At 74.7% G+C, this 15,148-nt stretch carries 18 protein-coding genes; 17 read left to right on the top strand and 1 reads right to left on the bottom strand.

Annotation, left to right across the window (positions count from 1 at the left end):
- Window positions 1-20: 20 nt before the first annotated feature.
- The 12 genes from rpsP (at window position 21) to ACFVS0_RS09525 (ending at window position 9,410) form a co-directional block, all read left to right on the top strand.
- Window positions 21-440, top strand: a complete 420-nt coding sequence (gene rpsP / locus ACFVS0_RS09580; protein ID WP_430563324.1) for a 30S ribosomal protein S16 — start codon at window positions 21-23, stop codon at window positions 438-440.
- Window positions 440-679, top strand: a complete 240-nt coding sequence (locus ACFVS0_RS09575) for an RNA-binding protein (protein ID WP_429728397.1) — start codon at window positions 440-442, stop codon at window positions 677-679. Before rpsP ends, ACFVS0_RS09575 begins: the two co-directional genes overlap by 1 nt.
- Window positions 680-818: 139 nt before the next feature.
- Window positions 819-1,376, top strand: a complete 558-nt coding sequence (rimM, locus tag ACFVS0_RS09570; RefSeq protein WP_430563325.1) for a ribosome maturation factor RimM — start codon at window positions 819-821, stop codon at window positions 1,374-1,376.
- Window position 1,377: 1 nt separating this feature from the next.
- Window positions 1,378-2,199 (top strand): tRNA (guanosine(37)-N1)-methyltransferase TrmD, encoded by an 822-nt coding sequence (trmD, locus tag ACFVS0_RS09565; RefSeq protein WP_430563326.1) that lies wholly within the window; start codon window positions 1,378-1,380, stop codon window positions 2,197-2,199.
- Window positions 2,200-2,368: 169 nt separating this feature from the next.
- A complete protein-coding gene (gene rplS / locus ACFVS0_RS09560; RefSeq protein WP_429762293.1) occupies window positions 2,369-2,731 on the top strand; it encodes a 50S ribosomal protein L19 in 363 nt (120 codons plus the stop codon).
- A 192-nt stretch (window positions 2,732-2,923) separates the two neighbouring features.
- Entirely contained in the window at window positions 2,924-3,745 is an 822-nt protein-coding gene (gene lepB, locus ACFVS0_RS09555; RefSeq protein ID WP_430587805.1) for a signal peptidase I, read from the top strand.
- Between the two features lie 71 nt (window positions 3,746-3,816).
- A complete protein-coding gene (locus ACFVS0_RS09550; RefSeq protein WP_430587851.1) occupies window positions 3,817-4,644 on the top strand; it encodes a ribonuclease HII in 828 nt (275 codons plus the stop codon).
- Entirely contained in the window at window positions 4,641-4,940 is a 300-nt protein-coding gene (locus ACFVS0_RS09545; RefSeq protein ID WP_013838354.1) for a DUF2469 domain-containing protein, read from the top strand. The genes ACFVS0_RS09550 and ACFVS0_RS09545 overlap by 4 nt, the downstream gene beginning before the upstream one ends.
- A gap of 147 nt (window positions 4,941-5,087) precedes the next feature.
- A complete protein-coding gene (locus ACFVS0_RS09540) occupies window positions 5,088-5,447 on the top strand; it encodes a YraN family protein (RefSeq protein ID WP_430587804.1) in 360 nt (119 codons plus the stop codon).
- On the top strand, window positions 5,447-6,982 hold the full coding sequence (locus tag ACFVS0_RS09535; RefSeq protein ID WP_430587803.1) for a YifB family Mg chelatase-like AAA ATPase: 1,536 nt from the start codon (window positions 5,447-5,449) through the stop codon (window positions 6,980-6,982). Before ACFVS0_RS09540 ends, ACFVS0_RS09535 begins: the two co-directional genes overlap by 1 nt.
- Window positions 6,975-8,330, top strand: a complete 1,356-nt coding sequence (dprA, locus tag ACFVS0_RS09530; protein WP_430587802.1) for a DNA-processing protein DprA — start codon at window positions 6,975-6,977, stop codon at window positions 8,328-8,330. Before ACFVS0_RS09535 ends, dprA begins: the two co-directional genes overlap by 8 nt.
- Window positions 8,331-8,462: 132 nt before the next feature.
- The gene (locus ACFVS0_RS09525) at window positions 8,463-9,410 is read left to right on the top strand and encodes a tyrosine recombinase XerC (RefSeq protein WP_430549890.1); all 948 of its coding nucleotides are present in this window, start codon (window positions 8,463-8,465) and stop codon (window positions 9,408-9,410) included.
- A 126-nt stretch (window positions 9,411-9,536) separates the two neighbouring features.
- Here ACFVS0_RS09525 and ACFVS0_RS09520 read toward each other — a convergent pair whose 3' ends face one another.
- A complete protein-coding gene (locus ACFVS0_RS09520; protein ID WP_430587801.1) occupies window positions 9,537-10,097 on the bottom strand; it encodes a murein hydrolase activator EnvC family protein in 561 nt (186 codons plus the stop codon).
- A gap of 562 nt (window positions 10,098-10,659) precedes the next feature.
- Between ACFVS0_RS09520 and rpsB the strand changes: the two genes are divergently transcribed.
- From rpsB to ACFVS0_RS09495, 5 genes are all read left to right on the top strand, one after another.
- On the top strand, window positions 10,660-11,571 hold the full coding sequence (gene rpsB / locus ACFVS0_RS09515; RefSeq protein ID WP_430549892.1) for a 30S ribosomal protein S2: 912 nt from the start codon (window positions 10,660-10,662) through the stop codon (window positions 11,569-11,571).
- Between the two features lie 113 nt (window positions 11,572-11,684).
- Window positions 11,685-12,524 carry a translation elongation factor Ts gene (tsf, locus tag ACFVS0_RS09510; protein ID WP_430549893.1) on the top strand — a complete coding sequence of 280 codons (840 nt, stop codon included), beginning with the start codon at window positions 11,685-11,687 and terminating at the stop codon, window positions 12,522-12,524.
- A gap of 261 nt (window positions 12,525-12,785) precedes the next feature.
- The gene (gene pyrH / locus ACFVS0_RS09505; RefSeq protein ID WP_430549894.1) at window positions 12,786-13,565 is read left to right on the top strand and encodes a UMP kinase; all 780 of its coding nucleotides are present in this window, start codon (window positions 12,786-12,788) and stop codon (window positions 13,563-13,565) included.
- 64 nt (window positions 13,566-13,629) lie between these two features.
- Window positions 13,630-14,187, top strand: a complete 558-nt coding sequence (frr, locus tag ACFVS0_RS09500) for a ribosome recycling factor (RefSeq protein WP_430549895.1) — start codon at window positions 13,630-13,632, stop codon at window positions 14,185-14,187.
- Window positions 14,187-15,083 carry a phosphatidate cytidylyltransferase gene (locus tag ACFVS0_RS09495; RefSeq protein WP_430549896.1) on the top strand — a complete coding sequence of 299 codons (897 nt, stop codon included), beginning with the start codon at window positions 14,187-14,189 and terminating at the stop codon, window positions 15,081-15,083. The genes frr and ACFVS0_RS09495 overlap by 1 nt, the downstream gene beginning before the upstream one ends.
- The last annotated feature ends 65 nt before the right edge of the window (window positions 15,084-15,148 follow it).

Genomic DNA, 15,148 nt, shown 5'->3' with positions numbered 1-15,148 from the left:
AACCAGGAGACACCACCACAGTGGCCGTCAAGATTCGTCTGAAGCGCCTCGGCAAGATCCGGGCCCCGTACTACCGCGTCGTCGTGGCCGACTCGCGCTCCAAGCGCGACGGTCGTGTCATCGAGGAGATCGGGAAGTACCACCCGACCGAGGAGCCGTCGTTCATCGAGATCAAGTCCGAGCGCGCGCAGTACTGGCTCGGCGTCGGCGCGCAGCCGACCGAGCAGGTCGCCGCGCTGCTCAAGATCACCGGTGACTGGCAGAAGTTCAAGGGTCTTCCGGGCGCCGAGGGCACCCTCAAGACCAAGACCGTGAAGGCCGACAGCGCCGCCGCGGTCGAGGCCGTCGCCGCCGAGGCCGAGAAGGCCAAGGCGAAGGCCGCCGAGAAGAAGGCCGACGAGCCGGCGGCCGAGGCCACCGAGGCTGAGGCCGAGGCCTGATGCTCGCCGAGGCCCTCGAGCACCTGGTGCGCGGCATCGTGGACAACCCGGACGACGTCCGGGTGGCTTCGCGGACGCAGCGCCGGGGCGACCTGCTCGAGGTGCGGGTGCACCCCGACGACCTCGGCCGCGTGATCGGCCGGGGCGGACGGACGGCGAAGGCGCTGCGCACGGTGGTCGGCGCGCTCGCGACGGACGGCCCCGTGCGGGTCGACGTCGTCGACGTCGACCGGCGCTGACGCGTGCCGCACCCGCTGCCGTAGCTCTGACGAGGCCCGGTCCCACTGCACGGTGGGGCCGGGCCTCGTCGTGTGCCGCGAGGCATGCTGGGACCGGTGGTCACCGGGCCGACGAGAACAGATCGAGACAGGAGTGGTCATGCAGCTGGTGGTGGCGCGCGTCGGGCGGGCGCACGGGCTCCGTGGCGAGGTCGGGCTCGACCTGCGCACGGACAACCCCGAGGAGCGGCTCGCGGTGGGGCTCACCCTCGCGACGGAGCCGGCCGATGCCGGACCCCTGACGGTGACGGCCGCGCGGGTGCACCAGGGCCGCTGGCTCGTGTCCTTCGCCGAGGTGGCGGACCGCACCGCGGCCGAGGCGCTGCGGGGCGTCGAGCTGGTCGTCGAGGCCGACGTCTCCGACGAGGACGACGCCTGGTACCCGCACGAGCTCCAGGGGCTGCGCGCCGAGCTCGAGGACGGGACCGTGGTCGGCGAGGTGACCGGTCTCGAGCACCTGCCCGCGCACGACGCGCTCGTCGTGCGGGAGGCCGGCGGCGAGCGCACGCTCGTGCCGTTCGTGCACGCCATCGTGCCGGTGGTCGACGTCGCGGGCGGCCGCGTGGTCCTGACGCCCCCCGGCGGGCTGCTCGCCCGGGACGCCGACGCGGTCGTCGTCGACCGGGCGGACGGCGAGACCGAGCAGGGCGAGGCCTGACGTGCGCGTCGACGTCGTCTCGATCTTCCCCGACTACCTGGCCGCGCTCGACCTCTCGCTGGTCGGCAAGGCGCGCAGGGCGGGGCTGCTCGACCTGCGGGTGCACGACCTGCGGGACTGGACCACCGACCGGCACCGCACGGTCGACGACACCCCGTTCGGCGGGGGAGCGGGCATGGTCATGCGTCCGGACGTCTGGGGCCGCGCGCTCGACGACGTCCTGCCGGCGGACGGCGGCGGGCACCTGGTGGTGCCCACGCCGTCGGGCGACGTCTTCACGCAGCGGCACGCGGAGGCGCTCGCGACCGAGGAGCACGTGGTCTTCGCGTGCGGGCGGTACGAGGGCATCGACGCGCGCGTCGCCGAACGCACCCGCGCCGCCGGCCACCGGGTCAGCGAGCTGTCCATCGGCGACTACGTGCTCAACGGCGGGGAGGTGGCCGCGCTCGTGATGATCGAGGCGTTCGGCCGGCTGCTGCCGGGTGTCGTGGGGAACCCGCACTCGCTGGTCGAGGAGTCGCACGGCGCGGCCGGGCTGCTGGAGTACCCGGTGTACACGAAGCCGCCGGAGTGGGAGGAGCTCGAGGTGCCCGAGGTGCTCCTGTCCGGCCACCACGCCCGGATCGAGCGCTGGCGCCGCGACCGGGCGCTGGAGCGGACGGCCGCGCGGCGGCCCGACATGGTGGCCGCGCTCGACCCCACGGCGCTCGACAAGGCCGACCTGGCCGTCCTGTCCGGCCTGGGCTGGGACGTGCGTGACGGACACCTCCGCCCCGCGGCGGGGCCCGGGCCGGGAGCCGTGCCGGGACGTATGGCAGAATAGGGCGCTGGTGTGTTCGCCGACCCGGCCTCTGCCACAGGGGAGGTCATGACGGGCTGCTGGTCAGCCCGCCGGTCGAGGAGCCGACGCACCCACCGATACGTCAGACATCGCGCGCCCGCGGGCGCGCCACGATCTTGCTCCTGACCTGTGGCAGAGCGGGGAGAACATCATGCACACGCTCGACTCCGTCGACGCAGCCTCGCTGCGCTCCGACGTCCCGGACTTCCGCGCCGGCGACACCGTCAAGGTCAACGTCAAGGTCGTCGAGGGCAACCGCTCGCGCGTCCAGGCGTTCCAGGGCATCGTCATCGCGCGCCAGGGCGGCGGCGTCCGCGAGACGTTCACCGTCCGCAAGATCAGCTTCGGCGTCGGCGTGGAGCGCACGTTCCCCCTGCACGCCCCGACCATCGACTCGATCGAGGTCGTCTCCCGCGGCGTCGTCCGCCGGGCGAAGCTGTACTACCTGCGCAACCTGCGCGGCAAGAAGGCGAAGATCCGCGAGAAGCGCGAGACCGCGCCGACCTCGAAGTGAGGCCGTGCGTCGTGACGCACCGCGTCGCGACGCCTTGACGCGAACCCCGGACGGGCGGTCCTGCCGATGGCAGGGCCGCCCGTCCGTCGTCTCCGAGCCGGGGACGTCGTGCGCGCACGGGCGTCCTCCGGGGCGTCTGGCGGCCCCGCCGCGGGTTTCGCCGTGGACGGTGACGAGTGAAAGAGTGAGTCCGTGGCAGACTCCGATCCCGTGACCGACCGGCCCAGCGCGCGCGAGCCCCGTCCCCACGACCCCGCGGGCAGCGGCTCCGGCGACGGGGTCGAGGGCTTCGACGCCGTGGTCGGGGCGGGACGCCCCGCGACCGCCGCGGGCGGCGCCCCGAGCCGTGGGCTCGGGGTCCTGCGCGAGACCGCGATCATCGTGGTCAGCGCGCTGGTGCTGTCGTGGCTGATCAAGACGTTCCTGGTGCAGGCGTTCTTCATCCCCAGCGGCTCGATGGAGGACACGTTGGAGATCGGGGACCGGGTGATGGTCTCGCGCATGGTGCCGGACGTGTTCGACGTGAACCGGGGCGACATCGTGGTGTTCAAGGACCCGGGTGGCTGGTTGCCGCCGTACGAGCCGCCCGAGAGGACCCCGGTGGGGCAGGCGGTGACGAACGTGCTGACGTTCGTGGGGCTGCTGCCGCAGGAGACGGGCGACCACCTGATCAAGCGGGTCGTCGGGACGCCCGGGGACCACGTGACGTGCTGCGACGACCAGGGTCGCGTGAGCGTCAACGGGGAGCCGATCGACGAGGAGTCATACATCAAGCCGGGCTCGGTGCCGAGCCAGGACCCGTTCGACACGGTGGTGCCCGACGACATGCTGTTCGTCATGGGGGACAACCGGCAGAACTCGCAGGACTCCCGCTACAACACGGGCAAGCCCGGCGGCGGGTTCGTGCCGATGGAGAACGTCGTCGGGTCGGCGTTCGCCACCGTGTGGCCGCTGGGTGACGCGACGCTCCTGCGCAACCCGGGCGACGTCTTCGCGAAGGTCCCGGAGCCGTGACGTCGCTCGTCGAGCCGGGCGTCGAGGAGGACGCCGTCCAGCCCGGGCGGGCGACGTCCGGTCCGGAGACGGTGCGACGGCCCACGCCGCCCCGCCGCCGCACGGCCAGCGGCGGCGCCAAGCAGCGCCGGAGCCCGACCCTGCGCCAGGAGCGCGCGCTGCTCACGGGCGGCGCGCGGCTGGTCGCGGGCATGGACGAGGTCGGGCGCGGCTCCCTCGCCGGGCCCGTGAGCGTCGGGGTCGTCGTCGTGGACGCGGCGACGCGGACGGCGCCCCAGGGGCTGACCGACTCGAAGCTGCTCACCCCGGCGGCACGGGTCGCGATGGTGCCGCAGCTGCAGCGCTGGGGTGTCGCGTGGGCCGTCGGGCACGCGGGGCCGGCGGAGATCGACGCCCACGGCATCGTGGCCGCGCTGCGGCTCGCCGGGCGGCGGGCGCTGGCCCAGGTCCGCCGGACGTGCGGCGACGTGGACGTGGTGCTCCTCGACGGTTCGCACGACTGGCTGAGCCGGGGCGACGTCGACCTGTTCGAGGCCGCGGCCCTCGACCCGCTCGGGCCCGAGGCGCCCGAGCCGGGGGTGCGCACCCTCGTCAAGGCGGACCTGCAGTGCTCCTCGGTCGCGGCCGCGAGCGTGCTCGCCAAGGTGGAGCGCGACGGGCTGCTCGTGCGCCTGGCGCGCCAGTACCCGGCGTACGCGTGGGACCAGAACAAGGGCTACTCGGCGCCCGCCCACCTGGACGCGCTGCGGCGGCTCGGCCCGACGCCGCAGCACCGCCGGTCGTGGAACCTGCGGGCGCTGGCCGACGACGGCGCGGACGACGTGCTGCCGGGCACGACCGTGGGCACGCTCGACGTCGGTCTCGCCGATGTGGCACCCGATGGGAGGATGGCCCCGTGAGCGCCGAAGACCTCGAGAACTACGAGACCGAGATGGAGCTCGCGCTGTACCGCGAGTACCGCGACGTGGTGGGCCTGTTCTCGTACGTCGTGGAGACGGAACGACGGTTCTACCTCGCCAACCAGGTGGACCTGCAGGTGCGGTCCGCCGCCGGCGAGGTCTACTTCGAGCTCCGACTGGCCGACGCCTGGGTCTGGGACGTCTACCGCTCCGCGCGGTTCGTGAAGTCGGTGCGCGTCGTGACGTTCAAGGACGTCAACGTGGAGGAGCTCGCGAAGGCCGAGCTCGCCCTCTAGCTTCCTCGCCGTCCCGGGACGCCACGAGGCGTCCCGAGGCACGGACCCTGCCCCCAGGTCGCACCGGCCGCTCCCCGTCCACAGCCGACGGTCCGCGCGCGCGTCGTTCTCCGCGGCGACGCGAGGCTTCCCCGCGGAGGTGGTTCGATGCGGGCGAAGGACGCCGTCGGGCGGTACGGGGAACGGGTGGCGGCGCGCCACGTCGAGGCGCAGGGCCTGGAGGTGCTCGAGCGCAACTGGCGCGGCACGGGAGGCGAGCTCGACCTCGTCGCGCGCGACGGCGACGTGCTGGTCGCGATCGAGGTGAAGACGCGGCGCGGCACCGCGTTCGGGCACCCGGCGGAGGCGGTGACGGCCGCCAAGCTGTCCCGGATCCGCAGGCTCACGGGGCAGTGGCTGGCCGAGCACCGGGAGGTGCGCTGCCGCGAGATCCGGGTCGACGTGGTGGCGGTGGTGCTCCCGAGAGCGGGCGCCGCGCAGCTCGAGCACCTCGTGGGGGTGCTCTGATGGGGCTCGGGACGACGGCGGCCGTCGCCCTCACCGGGCTGACCGGGCACGTCGTGGAGGTGCAGGCGCAGCTCGCGGCGTCCGTCCCCGGCTTCACGCTGGTGGGGCTGCCGGACACGGCGCTGAACGAGTCGCGCGAGCGCGTGCGGGCCGCGGTGCTCTCCACCGGCATCAAGTGGCCGCACCGCAAGATCACCGTCAACCTGTCGCCCGCCTCGCTCCGCAAGTCCGGTTCGTCGTTCGACGTCGCCATCGCCGTCGCGGTCCTCGCCGGGGACGGCGTGGTGCCCGGGTCCGGGCTGGACCGGGTGGTGCACCTGGCGGAGCTGGGGCTCGACGGTCGCCTCCAGCCCGTGCGCGGGGTGCTCCCCGCGGTCGCCGCGGCCGTCGAGGCGGGCTGCCCCGACGTCGTCGTCGCGACCGGGGACGCGGACGAGGCACGACTGGTCCCCGGGGCACGCGTCCACGCGGCGTCGAGCCTCGCCGAGGTGGTGCTGCTGCACGGCGGCGAGCTCGCGGAGCCGCCGGTCCTGGAGCCTGTCCGGGCGGCGCGGCAGACCGTGCAGCGCCGGACACCAGGGGACCTCGCGGAGGTGGTGGGGCAGGTGCAGGCGCGGATGGCGCTGGAGGTCGCCGCGGCAGGGGGGCACCACCTGCTCCTGGTCGGGCCGCCGGGCGCGGGCAAGACCATGCTCGCCGCCCGCCTGCCGGGCATCCTGCCGGACCTCACGCCGTCGGAGGCCGTCGAGGTGACGGCGGTGCACTCGGTGGCCGGGACGTTCGACCCCGGGAACGGGCTCCTGACCCGGCCGCCGTTCGAGGACCCGCACCACACGGCCACCCCGGCGGCGATCGTCGGCGGAGGCAGCGGCCTCGCCCGGCCCGGGGCGGTGTCCCGAGCGCACCGGGGGGTGCTGCTCCTCGACGAGGCGCCCGAGTTCCCGTCCCGCGTGCTGGAGACGCTGCGCCAGCCGCTCGAGCAGGGAGAGCTGGTGCTGCACCGCTCCGGCGGCGCCGCCCGCTACCCCGCCCGCTTCCAGCTGGTGCTGGCGGCGAACCCCTGCCCGTGCGGGATGGCGTCGGTGAACAAGGGGCTGGACTGCTCCTGCACCCCGACGGCGAAGCGGCGGTACTTCGGTCGCCTGTCGGGGCCGCTGCTCGACCGGGTCGACCTGCAGGTGGAGGTCCTGCCCGTGACGCGGGCGGAACGGACGGCCCGGTCGGAAGGGGAAGCGTCGGCCGTGGTCGCGGCGCGGGTCGCCGAGGCCCGGGCCGCGGCGCGCGAGCGACTGTCGGGGACGCCCTGGACGACGAACGCCGAGGTGGCCGGGCGGTGGCTCCGGGAACGGTCGGGGGCGCCGGGCGTGCTGCGTCCGATCGAGCAGATGGTGGACCGGGGCGTGCTGAGCCTGCGTGGGGCCGACCGTGTGCTGCGGATCGCGTGGACCCACGCCGACCTGGCGGGGCGCGTCGCGCCGACGGCCGACGACGTCTCCACGGCCGTGACGATGCGCACGAGGGGGAGCCATGCGTGAGCTCGAGGCGCCCCCGGGCGTGGCGCAGGACGCGGCGCCGGCCATGGGCGCGTCGCGGTCCCGCGGCGCCGGAGGGCTGCCCTTCGCGACGGACGACCCGACGCTCGCCCGCGCCGCGTGGAGCCGGTTGGCGGAGCCGGCCGACGCGGTGGCGGGCACGCTCGTCGCGCACCTCGGCGCCCCGGCGGCGCTGGAGTGGGTCGTCGACGCGGTCCGCGACCCGGCGCGCGCCCTGCGGGGGTCGGCGGTCGAGCCGCTGGGCAGCGCGGTCGCGGCCGACCGGCTGATGGAGGGAGTCGCCCGGTGGGCGCCGCGGCTCGAGCGGCTGGACCCGCGGCGGGAGCTGCGGGTCCTCGAGAGGCTCGGCGGCACGCTGCTGCTGCCGGGGGACGGCCGATGGCCGGCCGGCCTCGCCGCGCTGGGTCCGGAGGAGCCGTTCGCGCTCTGGGTGCGGGGGGATCCGGACCTGGCGGCCGCGACGGCCCGATCGGTCGCGCTCGTCGGTGCGCGGGCGTCCAGCGCCTACGGGGACCACGTGGCGGCCGACCTCGCGGCCGGGGTGGCGGACCGCGGCTTCGCCGTCGTGTCCGGAGGGGCGTACGGGATCGACGCCGCCGCCCACCGCGGCGCGGTCGCGGGAGGCGCCCTGACCGTCGCGGTGCTCGCCGGGGGCGTCGACCGCTTCTACCCGCCGGGCAACCAGGACCTGCTGCGCCGGCTCGCGGACGGCGCGGGGGCGGTCGTGAGCGAGGTGCCGCCCGGGTCGGCGCCGTTCAAGCAACGCTTCCTGGCCCGCAACCGGATCATCGCCGCGGTGTCGTGCGCGACCGTCGTGGTGGAGGCCGCCTGGCGTTCGGGGGCGCTGTCGACGGCACGCCACGCGACGCGGCTGCTGCGCCCGCTCGGCGTCGTGCCCGGCCCGGTGACGTCGGGCACCTCGACCGGGTGTCACGCCCTTCTGCGGGACGGGGCGGCGGTCTGCGTGACGGACGCCGCCGAGGTGGCCGAGCTCGCCGGTCCGTACGACGCCGACGCGACCCCTGCGCAGGCTCCGCCCGAGGGGACGTCCGCGTCCGGGCGCGCCGGCGGCGAACGTTCGCGCCGCCGGCGGATCCCCGCGGAGGTCGAGGCGCTCGGCGAGCACGCCCGTCTGGTGTGGGACGCGCTGCCCGCGCGGGGCGCCGCCGCGACGGACGCGTTGGCGCGCACGGCCGGGCTCGCCCCGGGCGAGCTGCTCGCCGGGCTCGGCGCCCTGGAGCTGCACGGCCTCGCCGGCCAGGAGGGCGGCCGGTGGCGCAGGGTCCGCCGCGACGGCGGCGAGGCGGACAGGGGGAGACCGGCGAGCTGAGGCGGCGGCGCCGGGAGCACGTCGCGGTCCGGCCGGGTGGCGGGTCACGTGAGGGCCGCCCGGTCCGTGGACGACCTCGACACGCGCGCCGCCTCACCCGTCCCGGGACGGCTCAGGGGCACACTGACCTGGATGGACACCGATCCGGACCTCCCGCCGCTGCCGGCGCCGCTGGCGGAGGCGCTGGCGCGTTTCGACGAGTACCTCGAGGTCCAGCGGGGGCACTCGGCGCACACGCGACGCGCGTACCGTGCCGATGTCGGGTCGCTCCTGCGGTACGCGGTGCGGCACGGGGTCGACGCTCTGCCGGGGGTGGACGTGGGCGTGCTCCGTGGCTGGCTCGCCACCCAGGCCGAGCGTGGCCTGGCCAGGGCGACCATCGCCCGTCGCGGCGCCGCGGCGCGGACCTTCCTGCGGTGGGCCTACCGCGTGGGCCTGGTGCAGGCGGACCCGACGGCACGGCTGGCGAGCCCGAAGGTGTCGCGGACCCTGCCGACGGTGCTGAGCGCGGACGCGGCCGCGACGCTGCTCGACAGCGCCCGCGAGGCGGCGCACACCGCGGAGCCGGAGGACCGGCCGGCGGCCCTGCGCGCCTGGGCGGCGGCGGAGCTCCTCTACGGCAGCGGCATCCGCGTCGGCGAGCTGGTGCAGGTGGACGTTCCCGCCGTCGACCTCACGGAGCGGCTCGTGCGGGTGCTCGGCAAGGGCGGCAAGGAGCGGGTGGTGCCGTTCGGCGTCCCGGCGGCGCGCGCGGTGTCCGAGTGGTTGGCGCGCGGCAGGCCGGCACTGGTGCAGCCGACCTCGGGCGCCGCGCTCCTCCTGGGCGCGCGCGGGGGCCGCTGGGGTCAGCGACAGGTCCGCGACGCGGTGCACCAGCTCGCGGCCCGGGCGGGCGTGGAGGACGTCGCCCCGCACGCGCTGCGGCACTCCGCGGCGACGCACCTGCTGCAGGGCGGCTCGGACCTCCGGTCCGTCCAGGAGGTGCTGGGGCACTCCGACCTGGGCACCACCCAGCGGTACACCCACGTGGACGACGAGCGGCTGCGCAAGGTGTTCGTCCAGGCGTTCCCGCGCGCCTGACCGCCCCGGGCACTCGCTCGAGGTCGCCCGTCCCGTTCGCCCGTCCCGTTCGCCCGTCCCGTTCGCCCGTACCGTTCGTCGGCACGGGCTCGTGAGAGTCGGCCCGACCGGCGCGCCCGCCTCCGCTCAGGGACCGCCGGGCAGCAGCACGATCGGTGGCGCCTGGCCGAGCAGGGCGAGCGGGTCGAGGTAGACCTCCCCGCGCAGCACGCCCCAGTGCACGCACCCGGCGGGCGCGCAGTGTCCCGGCCCGGCGGCGAGCGTGCCCACGACGTCGCCCTCGGCCACCGGGTCGCCGAGGCCCACCGAGGCTGTGACGGGTTCGAACGTGGACCGCAGGCCGCCGGGGTGCGCCACCACCACGACGGGCTTGCCCGCGACCTCCCCGGCGAACGACACCGTTCCCGCGGCCGGTGACCGCACCCGCTCACCCGTCGCGGCGGCGAGGTCCACCCCGCGGTGGCCCGCGGCCCACTCCTCGGCCGGCGGATCGAACGTCCGCACGACGTCGCCGGGCACGGGGCGTGCCCACCCGTCGCTCCCCGACGACGGGACCCGTGCCGACGGTGCCGCCCCGGCGAGCGGTGCCGCGACCAGGAGGACCGCGGCGCCGAGCACGACGAGAGCCGTGAGGAGTCCCCTGAGCGGTCTCGTGACCGTCGGGGCGGTAGAGGTGCGAAGCGTCATGGGGCGAGGATGGCGAAGCCGGCAGACCGCCGGACGCGTCGGCCGAGGCGCTGTGGATCGCCCGTGGCACCCGACTCCTGGGGGCAGGCTGGGGACGTTCGTGCCGCGCGCCACGTCGTCCGCCGAGGGCGGTTCCGGCCGCGCTGGGCGGGGCGCCAGGTGGGCGATCGCCGGTGGGCCAAGAGGCCCGGAACCGTCGGGTAGACTGGCTGCCGCGATCGGCTTGTGCCTCGCCTCCCCGAACCATCCCGGTGGATCCCGTGGACCGTCCTCGACGTCCTGCGGGCCCGCCGGCCGGGGGAGCGGACGCGAACCGGTCGACATCGCGCGTCACGTACGCGCCCCGCGACCCGGCCCGCCGGGTGCAGGGCGCGGCCGCGTCGGCAGCGGTCCGCCCCCGGTCCCCGGGAGCGGTGCCGGCCCGGCGTGACGCCAGGGGTGCCGGGCCCGATGCCCGTCACCGACGAACCGAGTACCGCGACCGGAGACCTGCAGCAGCAGCCCGGTCGCCCGACGCGCGTGCAGCCCGGAGGATCCGGCGCACGCGGCGAAAGGACGTGTCATGGCCGTCGTGACCATGCGCCAGCTCCTCGAGAGCGGTGTCCACTTCGGGCACCAGACCCGCCGTTGGAACCCGAAGATGAAGCGGTTCATCTTCACGGAGCGCAACGGCATCTACATCGTCGACCTCCAGCAGTCGCTGTCGTATATCGACCGCGCCTACGAGTTCGTCAAGGAGACCGTCGCCCACGGCGGCAGCATCCTGTTCGTCGGCACCAAGAAGCAGGCGCAGGAGCCCGTGGCCGAGCAGGCCGCCCGCGTCGGCATGCCGTACGTGAACCACCGCTGGCTCGGTGGCATGCTCACCAACTTCACCACGGTGCACAAGCGCCTCCAGCGCCTCAAGGAGCTCGAGGAGATCGACTTCGACGACGTCGCCGGCTCCGCGCTGACGAAGAAGGAGCTCCTCGTCCTGCGTCGCGAGAAGGACAAGCTCGCGCGCACGCTCGGCGGCATCCGTGACATGGCCAAGACGCCGTCCGCGGTCTGGATCGTCGACACCAACAAGGAGCACCTGGCCGTCAACGAGGCGAAGAAGCTGGGCATCCCGGTCGTCGCCATCCTCGACACCAACTGCGACCCCGACGACGTCGACTACGCCATCCCGGGCAACGACGACGCGATCCGCTCCGTCACGCTGCTCACCCGCGTGATCGCGGACGCGGCCGCCGAGGGCCTGCTGCAGCGTCACTCCGGCAAGAAGGGCGAGGCCGCGGAGACCGCCGAGGCCGAGCCGCTGGCCGAGTGGGAGCGCGAGCTCCTGGCCGGCGCCGAGGCCGCCCAGGCCGAGGCCCCCGCCGCCGAGGCCACCGAGGCGCCCGCCGCCGAGGAGGCCCCGGCCGCCGAGGTCGCGACCGAGGAGGCCCCCGCCGCCGAGGAGACGCCGGCCGCCGAGGCCGAGAAGTCCGAGTGAGTCCTCGCGGGCCGGTCACCCCCCCGTGGCCCGCCCCCCGAACCCCCCCCAACCCCCCCCCCCCCCCTCCCCCCCAGGGGCGGGGGGGACCCCAACCCGCACGGAGGACATCCATGGCGAACTACACCGCCGCTGACATCAAGGCGCTGCGCGAGCGCACCGGTGCCGGCATGCTCGACGTCAAGAAGGCGCTCGACGAGGCCGACGGCAACACCGACCAGGCGATCGAGATCATCCGCAAGAAGGGTCTGGCCCGCGCCGCCAAGCGCGAGGGCAACGCGACCACCGAGGGCCTCGTGGCCGTCAAGGTCGCCGACTCCGCGGCCGGCCAGGTCGCCACGATGATCGAGCTCGACGCCGAGACGGACTTCGTCGTCAAGAACGAGAAGTTCATCGCCCTCGCCGACGCGGTCCTCGAGGCCGTCGCCGCCGCGGGTGCCACGGACGCCGAGTCCGGCCTCGCCGCCCCGGCCGCCGAGGGCACCGTGGCCGACACCATCGCCGCCCAGGGCGCCACGATGGGGGAGAAGGTCGTGCTGCGCCGCGTGGCCCGCCTCGAGGCCCCCAAGGTGACGACCTACCTGCACAAGACGGCCAAGGACCTGCCGCCGTCGATCGGTGTGCTCGTCGCCACCGACGACGCGGCCGAGCCCGTCGCCAAGGACGTCGCGCAGCACATCGCCGCGCTCGCCCCGAAGTACCTGTCCCGCGAGGACGTCCCGGCGGACGTCGTCGAGAAGGAGCGCGAGATCGCGCGCGAGGTCTCGATCGCCGAGGGCAAGCCCGAGGCCGCGCTGCCGAAGATCGTCGAGGGTCGCCTCAACGGCTTCTTCAAGGACGCCGTGCTCGTGGACCAGCCGCTGGCCAAGGACACGAAGACGACCGTCGCCAAGCACGTCGCCACCACCGGCGGCAACCTGCTCGGCTTCGTCCGCTTCCGCGTCGGCAGCTGACGCCTCCCCGCGCTCAGGCCCGACCGCACCGTGCGCGGTGCGGTCGGGCCTTCGCGTACCCGCCCGCGCCCGCCCCCTGACGGGGCGGGAGCCGCCGTCCGGTGCCAGGATGCGCGGAGGGCGACCACGTACCACCGAACACGAACCACCGGGCGAGCGCGCCCGACCTGCCGGGCCCGTCGACGGCGGTGCACGGCGGACGCGGACATGCCGCAGGACATGCGGAACAGACCGGCATGCGGAACAGACCAGAGAGCGACGGTGACCCACGTGACCGAGACCAACCAGACCGAGCGGACCAGCACGACGGGCGAGGCGACCGGTGAGGCCGCGCCCGCGCGCCGGGTGCTCCTCAAGCTCTCCGGCGAGACCTTCGGGGGCGGCAGCGTGGGCCTCGCGACCGACGTCGTGCGGCGGATCGCGCAGGAGATCGGCGACGCCGTCCGGCAGGGCGTGCAGGTCGCGATCGTCTCCGGCGGCGGCAACTTCTTCCGGGGCGCCGAGCTCTCCCGCGCCGGCCTGGACCGCGCGCGCGCCGACTACATGGGCATGCTCGGCACGGTGATGAACTGCCTCGCGCTGCAGGACTTCCTCGAGCAGGACGGCGTCAAGACGCGCGTGCAGACCGCGATCACCATGGGCCAGGTCGCCGAGCCGTACATCCCGCTGCGCGCGATCCGGCACCTGGAGAAGGGGCGGGTCGTGATCTTCGGCGCGGGCGCCGGCATGCCGTACTTCTCCACCGACACCGTGTCGGTCCAGCGTGCCCTGGAGACGCACTGCGACGAGGTCCTCATGGGCAAGAACGGCGTGGACGCCGTCTACTCGGCCGACCCGCGCACGGACCCGGACGCCGAGCGCCTCGAGCACCTGACCTACACCGACGCCCTGGTTCGCGGTCTGAACGTGATGGACGCCACCGCGCTGTCCCTGTGCCGGGACAACGACGTGCGCATGCGTGTCTTCGGCCTCGAGGAGCCGGGTAACGTGACCCGCGCGCTGCTGGGCGAGAAGATGGGCACGCTGGTCACCACCCACTGACGCCGCACCAGCCGTACGACCCACGCAGCACGACGACGAGCACGACGACGAGAATGGAGCACCGGTGATCGACGACACCCTCCTCGAGGCCGAGGAGAAGATGGACAGGGCGATCGAGGTCGCCAAGGAGGAGTTCGCGGGGATCCGCACGGGCCGCGCCAGCTCGGGCATGTTCTCGAAGATCACCGTGGACTACTACGGCGCCCCGACGCCCCTGCAGCAGCTCGCGTCGTTCAACATCCCGGACGCCCGCACGGTGCTCATCTCCCCGTTCGACAAGGGCTCGATGACGACCATCGAGAAGGCGCTGCGCGAGTCCGACCTGGGCGTCAACCCGTCCAACGACGGCAACGCGATCCGCATCATCATGCCCGCCCTCACGGAGGAGCGCCGTCGCGACTACGTGAAGCTCGCGAAGACGAAGGCGGAGGACGCCCGCATCTCGGTGCGCAACGTCCGCCGCAAGGCCAAGGAGGAGCTGGACCGCATCGTCAAGGACGGCGAGGCCGGCGAGGACGAGGTCACGCGGGCCGAGAAGGAGCTGGAGTCGCTGACGAAGAAGCACGTCGACGCGATCGACCAGCTGCTCGCCGGCAAGGAGAGCGAGCTGCTCGAGGTCTGATGGTGGCCCATCCCCTCGAACCGGGCGAGGACGCGTCCCCGCTCGACCCGGCCACCGCCGGGGCGGCGGACCCGACGTCGTCGCGCGCCGGCCGCAACCTCCCCGTGGCGATCGCGGTCGGCGTCCTGCTGCTCGTCGGCGTCGCGGCGTCCCTGTGGTTCCGGCCCGAGCCGTTCGTCGCGGTCGCGGCGGTCGCGGTCGGTGCCGCGCTGTGGGAGCTGCGGCAGGCCTTCGCCCGCCGGGACATCCACCTGCCGATGCTGCCGCTGCTCGTGGGCGGCGCGGGCATGGTGGTCTCGGCGTACACCGCGGGACCCGAGGCGCTGCTCGTCGCGTACGTGCTGACCGTCGGCGCCGTCGTCGTCTGGCGGGTGCTGGACGGCCCCGGGCCGCAGGCGCTGCGCGACTGCGCGGCCGCGGTCTTCGCGGCCACCTACGTGCCGTTCCTGGCGGGCTTCGTCCTGCTGCTGCTCGCGCAGCCCGACGGCGAGCTGCGGGTGGCCCTGTTCATCCTCCTGGCCGTGGCGAACGACACCGGCGGGTACATCGCCGGGGTGACGATGGGCCGCCACCCGCTGGCACCCACCGTGAGCCCGAAGAAGACCTGGGAGGGCCTGGGTGGCTCGCTCGTGCTGGCCACGGCCGTGGGTGTCGCGGGCGCGGTGCTCGCCCTCGACGCGAGCCCGGTGCTCGGCATCGTGCTCGGCGTGCTCACCGCGATCACGGCCACCGTGGGCGACCTCGCCGAGTCCCTCATCAAGCGGGACCTAGAATTGAAGGACATGGGTTCGCTGCTCCCGGGTCACGGGGGTGTGCTGGACCGCCTCGACTCGCTGGTCGTCACCGCCCCGTTCGTGTACCTCGTGCTCACGATGGCGCCCACGACCGCCCTGTAAGGACACGTCATGCCCCCCACCACCGCCCGTCCCGCGACGTCCGGCGCCGACCTCGGGTTCCCCGC

This window comes from Isoptericola sp. NPDC058082 (assembly GCF_042885055.1).
GTDB lineage: Bacteria > Actinomycetota > Actinomycetes > Actinomycetales > Cellulomonadaceae > Isoptericola.
This window is presented reverse-complemented; position numbering and strand designations above follow the sequence as displayed.